This is a genomic window from Streptomyces sp. LBL, assembly GCF_029893585.1.
GTDB lineage: Bacteria > Actinomycetota > Actinomycetes > Streptomycetales > Streptomycetaceae > Streptomyces.
In genome coordinates, this window is record NZ_JARXYX010000018.1 from 22,876 (window position 1) to 37,180 (window position 14,305).

Annotated in this window: 12 protein-coding genes, 1 tRNA gene and 2 pseudogenes; 10 read left to right on the forward strand and 5 right to left on the reverse strand. The window is 69.5% G+C overall.

The window, feature by feature from the left end; genetic code table 11:
• Positions 1–217: 217 nt before the first annotated feature.
• Both M2271_RS21860 and M2271_RS21865 read left to right on the forward strand, forming a co-directional pair.
• Positions 218–489, forward strand: a pseudogene (locus tag M2271_RS21860) (twin-arginine translocation signal domain-containing protein); the annotation flags it as partial.
• Between the two features lie 78 nt (positions 490–567).
• Positions 568–1,464 (forward strand): DUF4429 domain-containing protein, encoded by an 897-nt coding sequence (locus M2271_RS21865; RefSeq protein ID WP_280888982.1) that lies wholly within the window; start codon positions 568–570, stop codon positions 1,462–1,464.
• A gap of 101 nt (positions 1,465–1,565) precedes the next feature.
• Here the strand turns inward: M2271_RS21865 and M2271_RS21870 are convergent, their stop codons facing one another.
• Positions 1,566–3,161 (reverse strand): metallophosphoesterase family protein, encoded by a 1,596-nt coding sequence (locus M2271_RS21870; protein WP_280888983.1) that lies wholly within the window; start codon positions 3,159–3,161, stop codon positions 1,566–1,568.
• Positions 3,162–3,332: 171 nt separating this feature from the next.
• Here M2271_RS21870 and M2271_RS21875 point away from each other — a divergent pair, with 171 nt between their 5' ends.
• Together M2271_RS21875 and glmS are read left to right on the forward strand one after the other, a co-directional pair.
• Positions 3,333–3,590 carry a hypothetical protein gene (locus tag M2271_RS21875; protein ID WP_280888984.1) on the forward strand — a complete coding sequence of 86 codons (258 nt, stop codon included), beginning with the start codon at positions 3,333–3,335 and terminating at the stop codon, positions 3,588–3,590.
• Positions 3,591–3,601: 11 nt separating this feature from the next.
• Positions 3,602–5,419, forward strand: a complete 1,818-nt coding sequence (gene glmS / locus M2271_RS21880; RefSeq protein ID WP_280888985.1) for a glutamine--fructose-6-phosphate transaminase (isomerizing) — start codon at positions 3,602–3,604, stop codon at positions 5,417–5,419.
• 154 nt (positions 5,420–5,573) lie between these two features.
• Here glmS and M2271_RS21885 read toward each other — a convergent pair whose 3' ends face one another.
• Positions 5,574–6,101: a universal stress protein gene (locus tag M2271_RS21885; RefSeq protein ID WP_280888986.1), complete on the reverse strand. Its 528-nt coding sequence runs from the start codon at positions 6,099–6,101 to the stop codon at positions 5,574–5,576.
• A gap of 489 nt (positions 6,102–6,590) precedes the next feature.
• On the opposite strand from M2271_RS21885, the gene M2271_RS21890 reads away from it, so the two are divergent.
• From M2271_RS21890 to M2271_RS21905, 4 genes are all read left to right on the forward strand, one after another.
• Positions 6,591–6,947, forward strand: coding sequence for a hypothetical protein (locus M2271_RS21890; RefSeq protein ID WP_280889127.1), 357 nt, complete (start codon positions 6,591–6,593; stop codon positions 6,945–6,947).
• Between the two features lie 378 nt (positions 6,948–7,325).
• Entirely contained in the window at positions 7,326–8,612 is a 1,287-nt protein-coding gene (locus M2271_RS21895) for a helix-turn-helix domain-containing protein (protein ID WP_280888987.1), read from the forward strand.
• A gap of 176 nt (positions 8,613–8,788) precedes the next feature.
• Positions 8,789–9,391 carry an oligoribonuclease gene (orn, locus tag M2271_RS21900; RefSeq protein ID WP_280888988.1) on the forward strand — a complete coding sequence of 201 codons (603 nt, stop codon included), beginning with the start codon at positions 8,789–8,791 and terminating at the stop codon, positions 9,389–9,391.
• 108 nt (positions 9,392–9,499) lie between these two features.
• A tRNA-His gene (locus M2271_RS21905) sits at positions 9,500–9,572 on the forward strand.
• A 65-nt stretch (positions 9,573–9,637) separates the two neighbouring features.
• Here M2271_RS21905 and M2271_RS21910 read toward each other — a convergent pair.
• A pseudogene (locus M2271_RS21910) lies at positions 9,638–10,012 on the reverse strand (GNAT family N-acetyltransferase); the annotation flags it as partial.
• A 16-nt stretch (positions 10,013–10,028) separates the two neighbouring features.
• On the opposite strand from M2271_RS21910, the gene M2271_RS21915 reads away from it, so the two are divergent.
• Positions 10,029–10,388, forward strand: a complete 360-nt coding sequence (locus tag M2271_RS21915; protein ID WP_280888989.1) for an ATP-binding protein — start codon at positions 10,029–10,031, stop codon at positions 10,386–10,388.
• A 311-nt stretch (positions 10,389–10,699) separates the two neighbouring features.
• Here the strand turns inward: M2271_RS21915 and M2271_RS21920 are convergent, their stop codons facing one another.
• Positions 10,700–11,971: a nucleotide disphospho-sugar-binding domain-containing protein gene (locus M2271_RS21920; RefSeq protein ID WP_280888990.1), complete on the reverse strand. Its 1,272-nt coding sequence runs from the start codon at positions 11,969–11,971 to the stop codon at positions 10,700–10,702.
• 199 nt (positions 11,972–12,170) lie between these two features.
• Between M2271_RS21920 and M2271_RS21925 the strand changes: the two genes are divergently transcribed.
• Positions 12,171–12,695, forward strand: coding sequence for a GNAT family N-acetyltransferase (locus M2271_RS21925; RefSeq protein ID WP_280888991.1), 525 nt, complete (start codon positions 12,171–12,173; stop codon positions 12,693–12,695).
• A gap of 284 nt (positions 12,696–12,979) precedes the next feature.
• On the opposite strand, the gene M2271_RS21930 is transcribed toward M2271_RS21925, so the two are convergent.
• On the reverse strand, positions 12,980–14,047 hold the full coding sequence (locus M2271_RS21930) for a LacI family DNA-binding transcriptional regulator (protein ID WP_280888992.1): 1,068 nt from the start codon (positions 14,045–14,047) through the stop codon (positions 12,980–12,982).
• Between the last annotated feature and the right edge of the window lie 258 nt (positions 14,048–14,305).

Below are 14,305 nucleotides of genomic sequence, written 5' to 3' on the forward strand. Positions count from 1 at the left end.
CTCCACGAGACCGCCAAGTGACGGCAAACTGCCGGTCATGACCAGCCACGCGCATCTCAGTCAGCTGGGCGAATTCCCCGAGTGTTCGCACCGCGTCCTTCGAAGCGACTGACGAACAGGGCCGCATATACGTCGGCAATGGCGACGAAGCGGCTTCTGCCTCCGGGCATGCTGACGAAAAAGGCCAACGGCCTTCCGCCGACCTGAAAGCGTACGCATGTCAACCGAACTCACCGAGTCAGAAGTCAGATGTTCCTTCCCCGCCAGGCCCGCTGTGGCGCCGTCGCGGCGAACGTTCATCGCGACGACTACCGCGGTCTGCGGGGTCGTCGCGGCCGGCGGCCTGGTCGCGGGGCCGCCGCTGCCGGGCATCGAGGAAGCGGCTGCCGCCGATGCCCCCCGAGTGGTCGTGTCTCGCTGACGGTCGACGGGAAGCGGCATTCCGTCACGGTCGACAACCGGACCTCGCTGCTGGACCTGCTGCGCGAGATCACGGACCGCGCAGAACTTCTTGAACCCGGCAGGTACAGACCAATCCTCCCCCAGAACGAGTGAAACAATCCCCTCATGGCGGAAATCCTCCAGAAGGACGGTACTTGGGCCTTCGACGGCGACGCCCTGAGGCTGGCTCCCGGCCGGGACAAGAACGTCAGCCTGCTCCGCAAGACGCTCGGTGAACTCGTTCTTCCCCTGCGCGCGTTGGCGGGCGTCTCCTTCGAACAGGGCAAGAAGACCGGGCGGCTGCGGCTGCGGCTGCGGGACGGCGCCGATCCGCTGCTGCTGGCCACCGGCGGCCGGCTCACCGAGCCGCACGATCCCTACCAGCTGATCGTCGAGTCCGGCCGCTACGGAGTCGCCGAGTACTTCGTGGACGAGGTCCGCAACGCGCTGCTCCTGGACCAGGTTCCGGCCGACCCGGTGGACGCGTATCTGCTGCCGGGCCCGGCCGTGCCGGTCTCGGTCTCCGCCGGAGACGGCACCGCGAGCTTCGACGGCGAGCAGGTCCGTCTGGAGTGGAACTGGAAGACGGAGGACGCCAAGGCCGCCGCCGGCGCCCGCACCCTCGCGCTCAGCGAGATCACCGGCGTGCAGTGGCATCCGGGGGTCGGTCTGGAGAACGGCTTCCTCCGCTTCACCGTGCGGAACGCCCCGGCCAAGGCCCCGCCGAAGTACGACCCGAACGCCGTGGAGCTGTGGAACTTCCGGAAGGACCCGCTGATGGCCCTGGTCGCGGCGGCCGTCCAGGTCCGGCTGCCGCATCCGGCGACCCAGGTGAGGGACGTACGGCCGGTCCTGGCCGAGGCGGCGCTCGCCGCGTCCGCGCCCGCGCCCGCGCCGGCCGTCGAGGACGGCCACGACGCGGTGCTGCGGCGACTGCGCGAACTCGGTGAGCTGCACCGCTCGGGTGTGCTCACGGACGAGGAGTTCGCGGTGGCCAAGCGGGCGATCCTCAGGAAGATGTGAGGATCGCCCGCTCGGGATGCGCCCTGCGTTCCGTCCGGGCACACGGACACCGCTCGTGGCCTTACTTGGCCCTACTTGGCACTACTTAGCCCTACTTGGCCCTACTTGGCCTTGCGCGCCACCGTGAAGTGGTCGACCTGCGCGCCGGTCTCCGCTATGCCCCGCACCGTCAGCGTGGCCGTGCGGCCCTTGGCGGCCGGGGTGACGTCCACGCGCAGAAAGGAGTAGTCGAGGTACCGCACCCGGGACCAGGTGACGGTCTCGTTCTGCTTGCCGTCCTTGGTGTTGATGAACGAGGCCACGGAGTCGACCTCGTTCTCGTGGCCCTCGTACGACAGCGGGGCGCTGAACGCGTAGAGGCTGCGGCCCGCCGCGCCCGCCGTCACGTACACGACACCGTCGGTCTCGGGGTACGCCGTGCCGCCGATCGGGAGCTTCTTGGTGACCTTGCCCGCCTTGATGACGTCGGTGCGCTCGTACTGGTGGTTGTGGCCGTTGATCACCAGGTCCACGGTGTACTTCTCGAACAGCGGCACCCACTCCTGTCGTACACCGCCCTCCGAGGCGTGTGCGGTGGACGTGCAGTAGGCGCAGTGGTGGAAGAAGATCACGATGAAGTCGATGTCGTCGGAGGCCCGGTACTTCTTGAGCTGGGTTTCCAGCCACTTGGTCTGGGTGCCGCCGGAGATGCCGAGGTTGGCCGGGATCTCGAAGGAGATGTCGTTGGCGTCGAGCGAGATGACCGCCGTGTTGCCGTAGACGAAGGAGTAGACGCCCGGGAGGTTCTTCTTGTCGGGTCCGTTGTCCGGCAGGTTCCAGCGGGCCTCCTCGCCGCCGTAGCCGTTGGGCGAGTACCAGGCCTCCATGTCGTGGTTGCCGTAGGCCGGCATCCACGGGACGGACTTGGCGACGGACTCGGTCTGGGCGAGGAACTGGTCCCACACGCGCGAGTCGAAGCCGGTGTCCGAGCTCTTGCCCTGGCCGGCCGGGTCGCCGTACGCGATGTCGCCGGCGTGCAGGTGGAAGGCCGGGTTCTGGCCGAGGAGAAGGCTGTTGTTGCCCAGCGCGTGGTAGCTGACGCCCTCGTCACCGAAGGCCGTGAAGGTGAACGGCGTCTTGTGGGCGGGGGCGGTGGTGAAGGTGCCGAGGGTGCCGAGCAGGTGCGGCTCGGCCGGGTCGAAGCCCTGGTGGCCGGCGCCGTAGTAGTAGGTCTGGCCGGGGCGCAGGTGGGTGAGCTTGGCGTGCAGGTAGTACTGGGTGTGGTCGCCACTGGCGCCCACTCCGGCCGGGGTGTACAGGGTGCGTACCTCGGCCTCGATCTTGCGGGAGAGGTCCCAGGGCCGGGCGCCGATCCGCAGGAAGGGCTTCTTGACGGCGACCGGGACCTGCCAGGAGACGGTGATCTCGGTGCGCGAGTCGTTGCCGTAGGCGAGGTGCCGGCCGAAGGGCGCGACCAGCGCGCCGTCGACGGTCTCCGTGCTGACGGCGGTCTGCGCACCGACGGCACTCGGTGTCGGCACGGCCGCCTGGGCGTTCGCGACCGGCACGAACGCGCCACCCGCGACGGCACCCAGCGTGACCGCGCCGCCTCTGATCATCGTGCGCCGCGAGAATCTGGCGCGCAGGTATTCGTGCTGCTCGGCCATGCTCATGCGCTCGGCCAGCTGCTCGGGTACGCCCATACGAGGAATGTCCATGACGTCTGAAACTCGTCCCCCCAGACGACAGTGCGCAAGACGCCATATGGACGAAGTACGAACAGGTCCTCATGACAGATTCAACGTTCACCCAAAGATCCCCATCCGACACCTGCCCGGAATCGGGCAGAATTGTTGCGAAAGCGCCGTCGGTACCCCAGGATCTACCGAGTGCACGACGAACTCGTTGATCATCTGACGCGGTCCACGCCCCTCAACCGGGGCGAGGCACTGCGGGTGATCCAGGACGTGCTCGCCTACTTCGACGAGCCGACCGAGGAGTACGTCCGTCGCCGCCACCGCGAGTTGCAGGCCCAGGGCCTGGTGAACGCGGAGATCTTCGAACGGATCGCGGCGGATCTCGACTACCGCGCGGTGGCACCGCCGGAGCTCACGCTCCGGCAGCTGCGCCGCATCGTCTACGGCTGAGGGACATCTGTATGTGCGGAATCGTGGGTTACATCGGGAAGCGTGACGTCGCTCCCCTGCTCCTGGAGGGCCTGCAGCGCCTGGAGTACCGCGGCTACGACTCGGCCGGCATCGTCGTCACCTCGCCGAAGACGTCCGGCCTGAAGATGGTCAAGGCCAAGGGCCGGGTCCGTGACCTGGAGGCCAAGGTCCCGGCGCGCTTCAAGGGCACGACCGGTATCGCCCACACCCGCTGGGCCACCCACGGCGCCCCGTCCGACGTGAACGCCCACCCGCACCTGGACGCCGAGGGCAAGGTCGCCGTCGTCCACAACGGCATCATCGACAACGCCTCCGACCTGCGCCGCAAGCTGGAGGCGGACGGCGTCGAGTTCCTCTCCGAGACCGACACCGAGGTCCTGGTCCACCTCATCGCCCGCGCCCAGGGCGAGAAGCTGGAGGACAGGGTCCGCGAGACCCTGCGGGTCATCGAGGGCACGTACGGCATCGCCGTCCTGCACGCCGACTTCCCCGACCGGATCGTGGTGGCCCGCAACGGCTCCCCGGTCGTCCTCGGTATCGGCGAGAAGGAGATGTTCGTCGCCTCCGACATCGCCGCCCTGGTCGCCCACACCCGGCAGATCGTCACCCTCGACGACGGCGAGATGGCCACCCTCACGGCGGACGACTTCCGCACCTACACCACCGAGGGCACCCGCACCACCACCGAGCCGACCACCGTGGAGTGGGAGGCCGCCTCCTACGACATGGGCGGCCACGACACCTACATGCACAAGGAGATCCACGAGCAGGCCGACGCCGTGGACCGCGTGCTGCGCGGCCGCATCGACGACCGCTTCTCCACCGTCCACCTCGGCGGCCTCAACCTGGACGCCCGAGAGGCCCGCCGGATCCGCCGGGTGAAGATCCTCGGCTGCGGCACCTCGTACCACGCGGGCATGATCGGCGCCCAGATGATCGAGGAGCTGGCCCGCATCCCGGCGGACGCCGAGCCGGCCTCCGAGTTCCGCTACCGCAACGCGGTCGTGGACCCCGACACCCTCTACATCGCCGTCTCCCAGTCCGGTGAGACGTACGACGTGCTGGCGGCCGTCCAGGAGCTGAAGCGCAAGGGCGCGCGGGTGCTGGGCGTGGTCAACGTGGTCGGCTCGGCGATCGCCCGCGAGGCCGACGGCGGTATCTACGTGCACGCGGGCCCCGAGGTCTGCGTCGTCTCCACCAAGTGCTTCACCAACACCACGGTCGCCTTCGCCCTGCTGGCACTCCACCTGGGCCGCACCCGTGACCTCTCCGTCCGCGACGGCAAGCGGATCATCGAGGGGCTGCGCAAGCTGCCCGGCCAGATCACCGAGATCCTGGAGCAGGAGGAGGAGATCAGGAAGCTGGCCGACCAGTACGCCGAGGCCCGCTCCATGCTCTTCATCGGCCGTGTCCGGGGCTACCCGGTGGCCCGCGAGGCCTCCCTGAAGCTCAAGGAGGTCTCGTACATCCACGCCGAGGCCTACCCCGCCTCCGAGCTCAAGCACGGCCCGCTGGCCCTCATCGAGCCCGCCCTGCCCACGGTCGCGATCGTCCCCGACGACGACCTCCTGGAGAAGAACCGCGCCGCCCTGGAAGAGATCAAGGCCCGCAGCGGCAGGATCCTCGCCGTGGCCCACGCGTCCCAGGAGAAGGCCGACCACACCCTCGTCGTCCCCAAGAACGAGGACGAGCTGGACCCCATCCTCCTGGGCATCCCCCTCCAACTCCTCGCCTACCACACCGCGTTGTCCTTGGGCAGGGACATCGACAAGCCCCGCAACCTCGCCAAGTCGGTCACGGTGGAATAGGCGCCCCGACAACGACTCCGCCCGGGAAAGGGCCGATTGATACGGCGTCAGCGGCCTCGGACACACCGACGATCACGTCGGTGTGTCCGAGGCCGAAGGCCAATAACGTGACGCCGAGCGCGAGTCGGCCGACGACCACAAAAGCGCACGACACCTACGGGATGACGACCACGGGCCTGCGCGCCCGCTTGGCGAGCCGGCCCGCGACGGAGCCGAAGATACGGCCGACGATGCCGTGCGTGGAGCCGACGACGATCGCGTCCGCCTCGTACTCGCGGCCCACCTCTTCGAGCTCGTGGCAGATGTCGCCACCGCGCTCGACGAGGATCCAGGGCACTTCGGCGAGGTACTCCGCACAGGCGAGCTCCAGCCCGAGGACCTCGGTGCGGTGGTCCGGCACGTCGACGAAGACCGGTGGCTCACAGCCCGCCCACACGGTGGTGGGCAGCCGGTTGGCGACGTGGACGATGATCAGGGCCGCCCCGGAGCGATGAGCCATACCGATGGCGTACGCGAGGGCGCGCTCACTGGACGTGGAGCCGTCGAAGCCCACCACGACACCGTGCTTGAAAGCCGGGTCGCAGGACTGTCGTGGCTGTTCCGCCGCCAGGGGCTCGGCCGCCGTGGGATCGGCGACGGGCCGCTTGCGGTCCGCGGGTTCGAAGAATTCGTGACCGGCCATGGCTGTCTCGGCGTTGTGATCCTTTTGGGAGGGACGACAGTGTGCGGCGGAGCTGTGTCCGGGAATCATCTTCCCCACCCCATACCCTCAAGGATACGGCGGCACGCCTCCTTCGCCCAGTCCCCGCCCACTCCCCCGCTCTCGACGTCGCTCGAGCGGGAGGACCCCCGTCGCGGGGGTCCCAGGGAGCATGCACGAGGGGGCGCCCGCCACGCAATGGTTGCTGCGCTGTACAGGCTGTTTGCACAGGATTCACCTACCGGCCCCCCGAGGCGGTCACACGGTGGCCGACGGACAGTGACCGACGGACGGTGACCGAGAGGCCATGACCGACGGACAGTGACCGACGGGCAGTGACCGGCAGGCAGTGACCGACGGGCAGTGACCGACGGGCAGTGACCGACGGGCAGTGACCGACGGGCAGTGACCGATGGATCGAACACGCGTTGAACCCCTTGAGCCACGCCCCAGGGAGCACGCATGTCACGCATGTCCGGTCCCAGCCCCCGTTCCCAGACCCCCCGCGCGACCTCACCCGGCCAGGACTCCGCCACGGCCGTCGTCCGCTGGGCGGCTTTCAGCTGTGTCCTGGTCCCCGTGGTCCTCCTCTGGTACGGCACCTCACTGGCCGGTGCCGCCGGCACGGCCCTGGGTCTGGCCGCCGTGACCGCGGTCTGCCGTATTCTCCTGCGTCAGTCCCAGCGCTGCGCGGCCCGCCCGCTCCCCGAGGAGCGGGAGCCCCGTCGCGGCGCCCACCACGGCCGCCCGCACGGCCGCCGCCACCGGGCCGGAGCGGGGGCGCGCAGGGGCGGACGGCACAATGGGGGGAATACACCGGTCGGTTGACCGGTTTCCGTGCACGCACCCGACTCTTTTCAGCCAACTTCTGAACCCCTCGCACCCCTTGGCCGAACCACCCCCCAACCCCCGTTCCACCTGCACGGAAAGGGCCAACGGGGGTCAGCGCACCCTACGTGGATTGGCCACTGCGACAAGGCGCACTTCCCTGCACGCCCCACGAGTGCAACGCTTCGTGATCGAATGCTTCACGCCAAGTTGCCAAGTCGACAATGTGCCGGATGACTAACTTGTCACAACGGCACCACGGGACACAGTAGATTCGATCTTGACTTTCTTACGGCGGGGGACTCGTGCAGGACCGAGGGGAAACGTGCAGGAGCGACACAACCGAGGAGCCGCGACCACCGAGGGGGGCTTAGCAGCATGAGCCACGACTCCACCGCAGCGCCCGAAGCCGCAGCCCGGAAGCTCTCCGGGCGACGCCGCAAGGAGATCGTCGCGGTGCTGCTGTTCAGCGGCGGTCCCATCTTCGAGAGTTCCATACCACTTTCGGTGTTCGGGATTGACCGCCAGGACGCCGGAGTGCCGCGCTATCGACTGCTGGTGTGTGCCGGAGAGGAAGGCCCGCTGCGGACCACAGGGGGCCTGGAACTCACCGCACCGCATGGCTTGGAAGCGATCTCCCGGGCGGGCACGGTCGTCGTGCCGGCCTGGCGTTCGATCACTTCTCCGCCACCGGAGGAGGCGCTCGACGCGCTGCGCCGCGCGCACGAGGAGGGGGCCCGCATCGTGGGGCTGTGCACCGGCGCCTTCGTCCTCGCGGCGGCGGGCCTGCTGGACGGCCGCCCCGCGACCACACACTGGATGTACGCACCGACGCTGGCCAAGCGCTACCCGTCGGTGCACGTGGATCCGCGCGAGCTGTTCGTGGACGACGGCGATGTGCTGACGTCCGCGGGTACGGCGGCCGGAATCGATCTCTGTCTCCACATCGTGCGGACGGACCACGGCAACGAGGCGGCGGGTGCGCTGGCCCGGCGTCTGGTGGTCCCGCCGCGCCGGTCGGGCGGCCAGGAGCGCTATCTGGATCGGTCTTTACCCGAGGAGATCGGCGCCGACCCGCTCGCCGAGGTCGTCTCCTGGGCGCTGGAGCACCTCCACGAGCAGTTCGACGTGGAGACGCTGGCGGCGCGCGCGTACATGAGCCGTCGTACGTTCGACCGCCGGTTCCGCTCGCTGACGGGCAGTGCCCCACTGCAGTGGCTGATCACGCAGCGTGTCCTCCAGGCACAGCGGCTGCTGGAGACGTCGGACTACTCGGTGGACGAGGTCGCGGGGCGCTGCGGCTTCCGTTCGCCGGTGGCGCTGCGCGGGCACTTCCGCCGCCAGCTGGGTTCGTCCCCGGCCGCCTACCGGGCCGCATACCGGGCCCGCAGGCCGCAGGGGGACCGGCCGCCGGTGGACGGCGACGGCGCGGCGACGCCGGCCGGGCCGCAGGTGAGCGCGTCGGCGGCCGCGCCGCACCAGGAGGGCGGCGGGCCGGTCCCGCTCCAGACGCGCCGCACGTCAGCGCCGAGCCCGATGGGGACGCCCGCGTCCCTGTCTTCGGCGACCTCGGCGGCTTCGGCGTCCTCGTCCTCCTCGGAGAACGGCCGCGAGGCGTACGCGGGGAGCCGGGCGAGTCTGCCGGGGCAGCGCAGCGGGATGTGAGTCCGGCCGGGTAGGGGCGGCGGGCGCGGGGAGGTTCTCGCGCTCGCCGCCCCCACCTGTCGGTCCGGCCCAGTCCCGTCCAGTCCAGTCCAGTCCAGTCCCGTCCGATCCGAGGATTGCAAGGTCGGCACCGGGACCGGGCACCGCGGAAGCGGACGTCGGCTTAGGGTGGTCGCATGAATGACCGCATGGTGTGGATCGACTGCGAGATGACCGGCCTCTCGCTGTCCGACGACGCGCTCATCGAGGTGGCCGCCCTCGTCACCGACTCCGAGCTCAACATCCTCGGCGACGGTGTGGACATCGTCATCCGTCCGCCGGACCAGGCACTGGAGACGATGCCGGAGGTGGTGCGTCAGATGCACACCGCGTCCGGACTGCTCACGGAGCTGTCCGGCGGTACGACGCTCACGGACGCCGAGGAGCAGGTCCTCGCATACGTGAGGGAGCACGTCAAGGAACCGGGCAAGGCCCCCCTGTGCGGCAACTCCGTCGGCACCGACCGCGGTTTCCTGCTGCGGGACATGCCGACCCTGGAGGACTACCTCCACTACCGCATCGTCGACGTGTCCAGCATCAAGGAGCTCGCCCGACGCTGGTACCCGCGGGCGTACTTCAACAGCCCGAAGAAGAGCGGCAACCACCGCGCCCTCGCCGACATCCGCGAGTCCATCGCGGAACTCCGCTACTACCGCGAGGCCGTCTTCGTACCGCAGCCGGGCCCCGACTCCGACACCGCGAAGAAGATCGCCGCCAAGCACATACTGCCCGGACGATAGGGCAGACCAGAGCCCGCGGAGGGGCGCCGCGAAAGCCGGGCGCGAGCACCCCTTCGGACCCTGTACACTTTTTCTCGGCTGGTCGGGGAAACTCGAACCGCCGACATGGTGGGTGTAGCTCAGCTGGTAGAGCACCTGGTTGTGGTCCAGGATGCCGCGGGTTCAAGTCCCGTCACTCACCCTCACCGAAAAGGCCGGTGACCCGAAGTAATCGGGTCACCGGCTTTTTTCGTACCCCCGAAGGCCCTAGGCCAGGGGAAGCTCCGAGAGCATGACGGCGTAGACCGGGGAGTCCGGAAAGGGCTGCCGCTCTCCCACCTTCCAAAATCCCCATGACTCGTAGGTGGCCTGCACGCGGGGGTGTTCGGTGTCGACGAGCAGGACCACGAAATCCTCGTCCCGTTCGCCCAGCAGAGCCCGGCTGACGAGCTGGGACACGCCCCTCTTCCGGTACGCCGTCCGGACAGCCAGCTCCGAGTAGGAGAAGGTGCGGTCCTTGCCCGGCTCCGGGGCGGGCTTCAGGTGCTCACGCCACCACTCGCGATACGGGGTCGCCGGGGCTCCGTACGCGAAGCCCACCGCCTCGTCGCCGTCGTACGCGATCACACAGTCGAAGCCGGGGTAAACGCTTCCTTGTTTGGAGGAGAGCGCCGAGTCCGCCCGGAAGCTCGTACGGACAGCCCTGGCGGCATGGCACCTGGAAGAGCTGACGGACACCGGGACACTGCTCGTCTCAGAGCTGGTGGCCAACGCGGTCAAGCACACGAACAGCCGCGTGATCCGGGTAGTCATCTCGCGGCCGAGTGAGCGGTTCGTACGGATCGGCGTGGTCGACAAGGCCCGGGTGCTGCCGGAGATGACCAAGCCGGGCGACGACCTTCTCACCAGCGGTCGTGGACTCCTCCTGGTCGATGCTCTCGCCGAGCGCTGGGGGACCGACCTTTTCCGCTGGGGCAAGCAGGTCTGGGTCGAGCTGATGTGCGAGCCGGCCTGGTGATGAGGAGAAGCCCAAGGCATGGGTGAGCGGCCAGACTGACCCGAGGCGGAACGTGGCCAGGCGCCTACGCCGCACATGGCTCGGTGATCTGTTCGTCGTGCTCACGGCATGCGCATGGCGGTCGCGGGTGAGAGGTGCGGGCCCTTCTTCCTGCCGGTCACTCGGATACCGCAGGCGGAAGCTGCGCGCACGCGGAAAGTACCTTCCGGCGTGATGGCAGAAGCCCTGGGCAAGCCTCAACATCCCGGCAAAGAAGGTACTTTCGCGTTCCCGCTCAGCTTTCAGACGCCACTGCGGACGAAGCGTCGAGGTCAGCCGAGGGCCAGTCGCTCGATCTTGCTGAGCGCGTCGTGCGCGGCGTACACCGCTGCGAGTTTCTGCACGTTGTCGCGTATCTCGATGTCCTTGAGGACCAGTTGGGCCGCTTCGGCCACTGCTTCCGGTGTGGGCGTCGCGGTCTGCAGGTTGGCGCCGAGGCCGTGGTGGGCGACCCGCGCGGCGACGGCGGGCTTGTCCTCCGTGAGTCCGGCCGCGATGACCGGCACGCCGGCGGCGATCGCCTGCTGGGTGCCGCCGTTGCCACCGTTCGTGATGTACAGGTCGGCCTTCGGCAGCAGCGCGTCGAACGGGATGAATTCGGCGACCCGCGCGTTGGACGGAACCGGGATGGACAGCGCGTCGACCCCGCGGCCGAGGGCGGCCACCACGGTGACGTCCAGGTCGGCCAGGCCGGTCAGGGCGGGTTCGACGAGCTCGGAGAGGTCGTGGTTGGCGACGGTCCCCTGGGTCACGACCACCACCGGGCGGGAGCCGTCCAGCTCCGACCACCAGGACGGGGGCTTCCAGTCGGGGGCGCTACGGCTGGGCAGGATGCCGACCAGGTGCACCGAGTCCGGGGCGTCGCTGCGCTCGAACTCGAAGCCGGGCACGGTCAGCACGGCGTTCGCGTCGGGGACGGTGATGATGCCGTCCACGAACGTGGGGAGGGTCTTCGTGGTGCCGAGGGACTCCAGGACTTCGACAAGATGGTCCTGGGCCGGCTGCATCATCGCGGCGAACTGGGCGTTACCGGCCCGGTTGGCGGCCTTCTGATCCTCTCCGGGCCCGACCGGCACCGGCCCGAAGAAGGTCGTGTCGTCGCTGCTGAGGGGGAGCGGGACCGCGGTCACCGCGACCCAGCGGCGGGGCCGGAGGCCGGGTGCGCCCAGTGCGGTGGGGAGCGCCCCGAGCCACATGGTGTTGCAGACCAGGTACTGGTCGGGGTCCTGCTCCAACAGGCGCTGTAAAACGGCGTGCTGGTCGGGGATGGGGTTGATGAAGGCGTGTCTCCAGTCGTAGTTGAGCATGTCCGGCCCGGGGGTGAGCTTCGCGCGCTCCGGGTCCTGGCCGAGGAGGCGGTCGTCGAAGTCGGCCAGGCCGGTGGCCGGCGTGAAAGCGAGCCCGGCGTTCTCGACGTCCGCGCGGAAGCGGCTGCCGGTCACCACCGTGATCTGGTGGCCACGTCCGGCCAGCCCGCGGGCGAGTTGCAGCAGCGGTGACAGTTCGCCGGTGATGGGCGGGGCCGCGACGATGATCTTTGCCATGATGGCCTTTCCTGGGCTCTGCGGACTCTTCACAGGACGGATCGAGTCACCTGAAGGTTCCTCAACCTCCTTGTTTTTACGGCACGTTCACCGATCGGGACGGCAAGAGCAGCCCGGCTCCTCGCCGGCCTCGAAAAGGGGCTTTACGTCGACGTACGAGCGACACGTCCTGCCCCATGACTGCTCGTAGGGTGGGCCGATGCCCGAGCCACTCGTGTCCGCCGAGCCCCTCTCCACACCCCGCCTCGACCTCCTCCCCCTGCGCGTCGAACACGCCGAGGAGATGGCGGCCGTACTGTCCGATCCCGCACTGCACGCGTTCATCGGGGGCGTGCCCCTCACCGCCGAGGAACTGCGGACGCGCTACGAGCGGCTGGGCGCCGGGGCGCCGGATCCGGCCGTGTCCTGGTGCAACTGGGGGCTGCGGCTGCGCGCGGATGCCTGCCTCGTGGGCACGGTCCAGGCGACGATCACACCGGGACACGGGGGACGCACCGCGGAGATCGCCTGGGTGGTCGGGACGCCGTGGCAGGGGCGCGGGTTCGCGTCGGAGGCGGCGCGGGCGCTCGTCGCGTGGCTGGGGCGGCGGTCCGTGCGGACAGTGGTCGCCCACATCCACCCCGAGCACCTCGCGTCGGCCGCGGTCGCCACGGCGGCCGGACTGGCACCGACCGAGGAGGAGCAGGACGGCGAGCGACGGTGGCGGCTGGGACTACCTGACTGAGCCCGGCGCCTGTGACCCCGCCACCCACTCGCCCACCTTGCGGAAGCGTTCAGTCGGGTTTACCCGCGTGGCCCGTTCTACGACCGCCCACTCCCACAAATGCCGAGCTCAGATCCTTGCGTTGCCGGTGAGCACCTGGCCGAAGACGTCGTAGACGGTGACACGGATGTGCCGTGAGGTCGTTCAGGACGACACCCGGGGTACCCGGCGAGGTCGGTCAGGAGCACGCCCGACGTGCACTATGACGTGGTCAGGAACACGCCCGAAGTGCACCGTGACGTCCGTCAGGACGACGCCCGCGCCACCAGCTCCGTCGCCAGCACCACCTGCCGCCGCTCCAGTTCCCGGGTGGCCGCCGGACGGCGGTCCGCGATCTCGGTCAGCAGCAGGTCGATCATCCTGCGGCCCATCTCCTCGATCGGCTGGCGCACACTGGTCAGGGGCGGGTCCATGTGGCGGGCGATGGCCGAGTCGTCGTAGCCGACGAGCGCCACGTCGTCGGGGATACGACGGCCCTCCTCACGCAGGACCTGACGGGCACCGGCCGCCATCACGTCCGAGCCCGCGAAGACCGCGTCCAGGTCGGGACGGCGGGCCAGCAGCCTCGTCATCGCCCGCCGGCCGCCCTCCTCGGTGAAGTCGCCCGGCGCGATCAGCCGCTCGTCCGGCTCGTGCCCCGCGTCCAGCAGGGCGGCCCGGTAGCCGTCGACGCGGCGTTGGGCGCCGTACACGTCGAGGCGGCCGGTGATGTGGGCGACCGCCCGGCTGCCGTGGGCCAGCAGGTGCTCGACCGCCGAGCGGGCGCCGCCGTAGTTGTCCGAGTCGACCGACGGGAGGGTCTCCGCCGCCGATCTCGGACCGCTGATCACGGCCGGGATCTCCAACTGGGAGAGCAGGTCGGGCAGCGGGTCGTCGGCATGCACCGACACCAGCAGGACGCCGTCGACCCGGTGGGCCGCCAGGTACTGGGCCAACCGCTGCCGTTCCCGGTCGTTGCCCGCGAAGATCAGCAGCAGCTGCATCTCCGTGTCCGACAGTTCGGCGCCCACCCCCTTGAGCATGTCCGAGAAGTACGGTTCCGCGAAGAACCGGGTCTCCGGTTCGGGGACGACGAGGGCGATCGCGTCGGTGCGGTTGGCGGCCAGGGCACGGGCGGCCGTGTTGGGCACATAGCCCAGTTCGTCGACCGCCGCCTCGACCGCGGCCCGGGTGGCGTCGCTGACCCGGGGCGAGCCGTTGATCACGCGGGAGACCGTGCCACGGCCCACGCCGGCCCGCGCCGCCACCTCTTCGAGGGTGGGCCGGCCACCGCTCCGGCCACCGCTCCGGCCCCGCGCTCCGTGGCTTGCCATGGGCTCCGCCTCCCGTTGACCCTGTCGATGGCCTGGAATTTAACAGTCCCGCCGAATCCCACCGAAGGGGCGACCGGCCACGGCGGACTCCTCCGTTCCGCAGGAGGGCACCGCGGGGCTGGCTGGATCTCTGCCTTCGGGTCTCAGTTAACAGCCCGGTAACCGAACGCATCTCTCCGCCCCCAGTCCCTTGACACCCCCGCTCGGACCGACGAACCTTCAACACATCACGAGTGGGAGCGCTCCCACGGTACCTGG

What these genes read in the sequence shown, in the direction of transcription:
- M2271_RS21930 (WP_280888992.1), bottom strand. Translation starts at nt 14,047, where the DNA reads ATGGCAAGCCACGGAGCGCGGGGCCGGAGCGGTGGCCGGAGCGGTGGC.
- M2271_RS21890 (WP_280889127.1), top strand. Translation starts at nt 6,591, where the DNA reads ATGTCCGGTCCCAGCCCCCGTTCCCAGACCCCCCGCGCGACCTCACCC.
- M2271_RS21895 (WP_280888987.1), top strand. Translation starts at nt 7,326, where the DNA reads ATGAGCCACGACTCCACCGCAGCGCCCGAAGCCGCAGCCCGGAAGCTC.
- orn (WP_280888988.1), top strand. Translation starts at nt 8,789, where the DNA reads ATGAATGACCGCATGGTGTGGATCGACTGCGAGATGACCGGCCTCTCG.
- M2271_RS21865 (WP_280888982.1), top strand. Translation starts at nt 568, where the DNA reads ATGGCGGAAATCCTCCAGAAGGACGGTACTTGGGCCTTCGACGGCGAC.
- glmS (WP_280888985.1), top strand. Translation starts at nt 3,602, where the DNA reads ATGTGCGGAATCGTGGGTTACATCGGGAAGCGTGACGTCGCTCCCCTG.
- M2271_RS21920 (WP_280888990.1), bottom strand. Translation starts at nt 11,971, where the DNA reads ATGGCAAAGATCATCGTCGCGGCCCCGCCCATCACCGGCGAACTGTCA.
- M2271_RS21870 (WP_280888983.1), bottom strand. Translation starts at nt 3,161, where the DNA reads ATGGACATTCCTCGTATGGGCGTACCCGAGCAGCTGGCCGAGCGCATG.
- M2271_RS21925 (WP_280888991.1), top strand. Translation starts at nt 12,171, where the DNA reads ATGCCCGAGCCACTCGTGTCCGCCGAGCCCCTCTCCACACCCCGCCTC.
- M2271_RS21885 (WP_280888986.1), bottom strand. Translation starts at nt 6,101, where the DNA reads ATGGCCGGTCACGAATTCTTCGAACCCGCGGACCGCAAGCGGCCCGTC.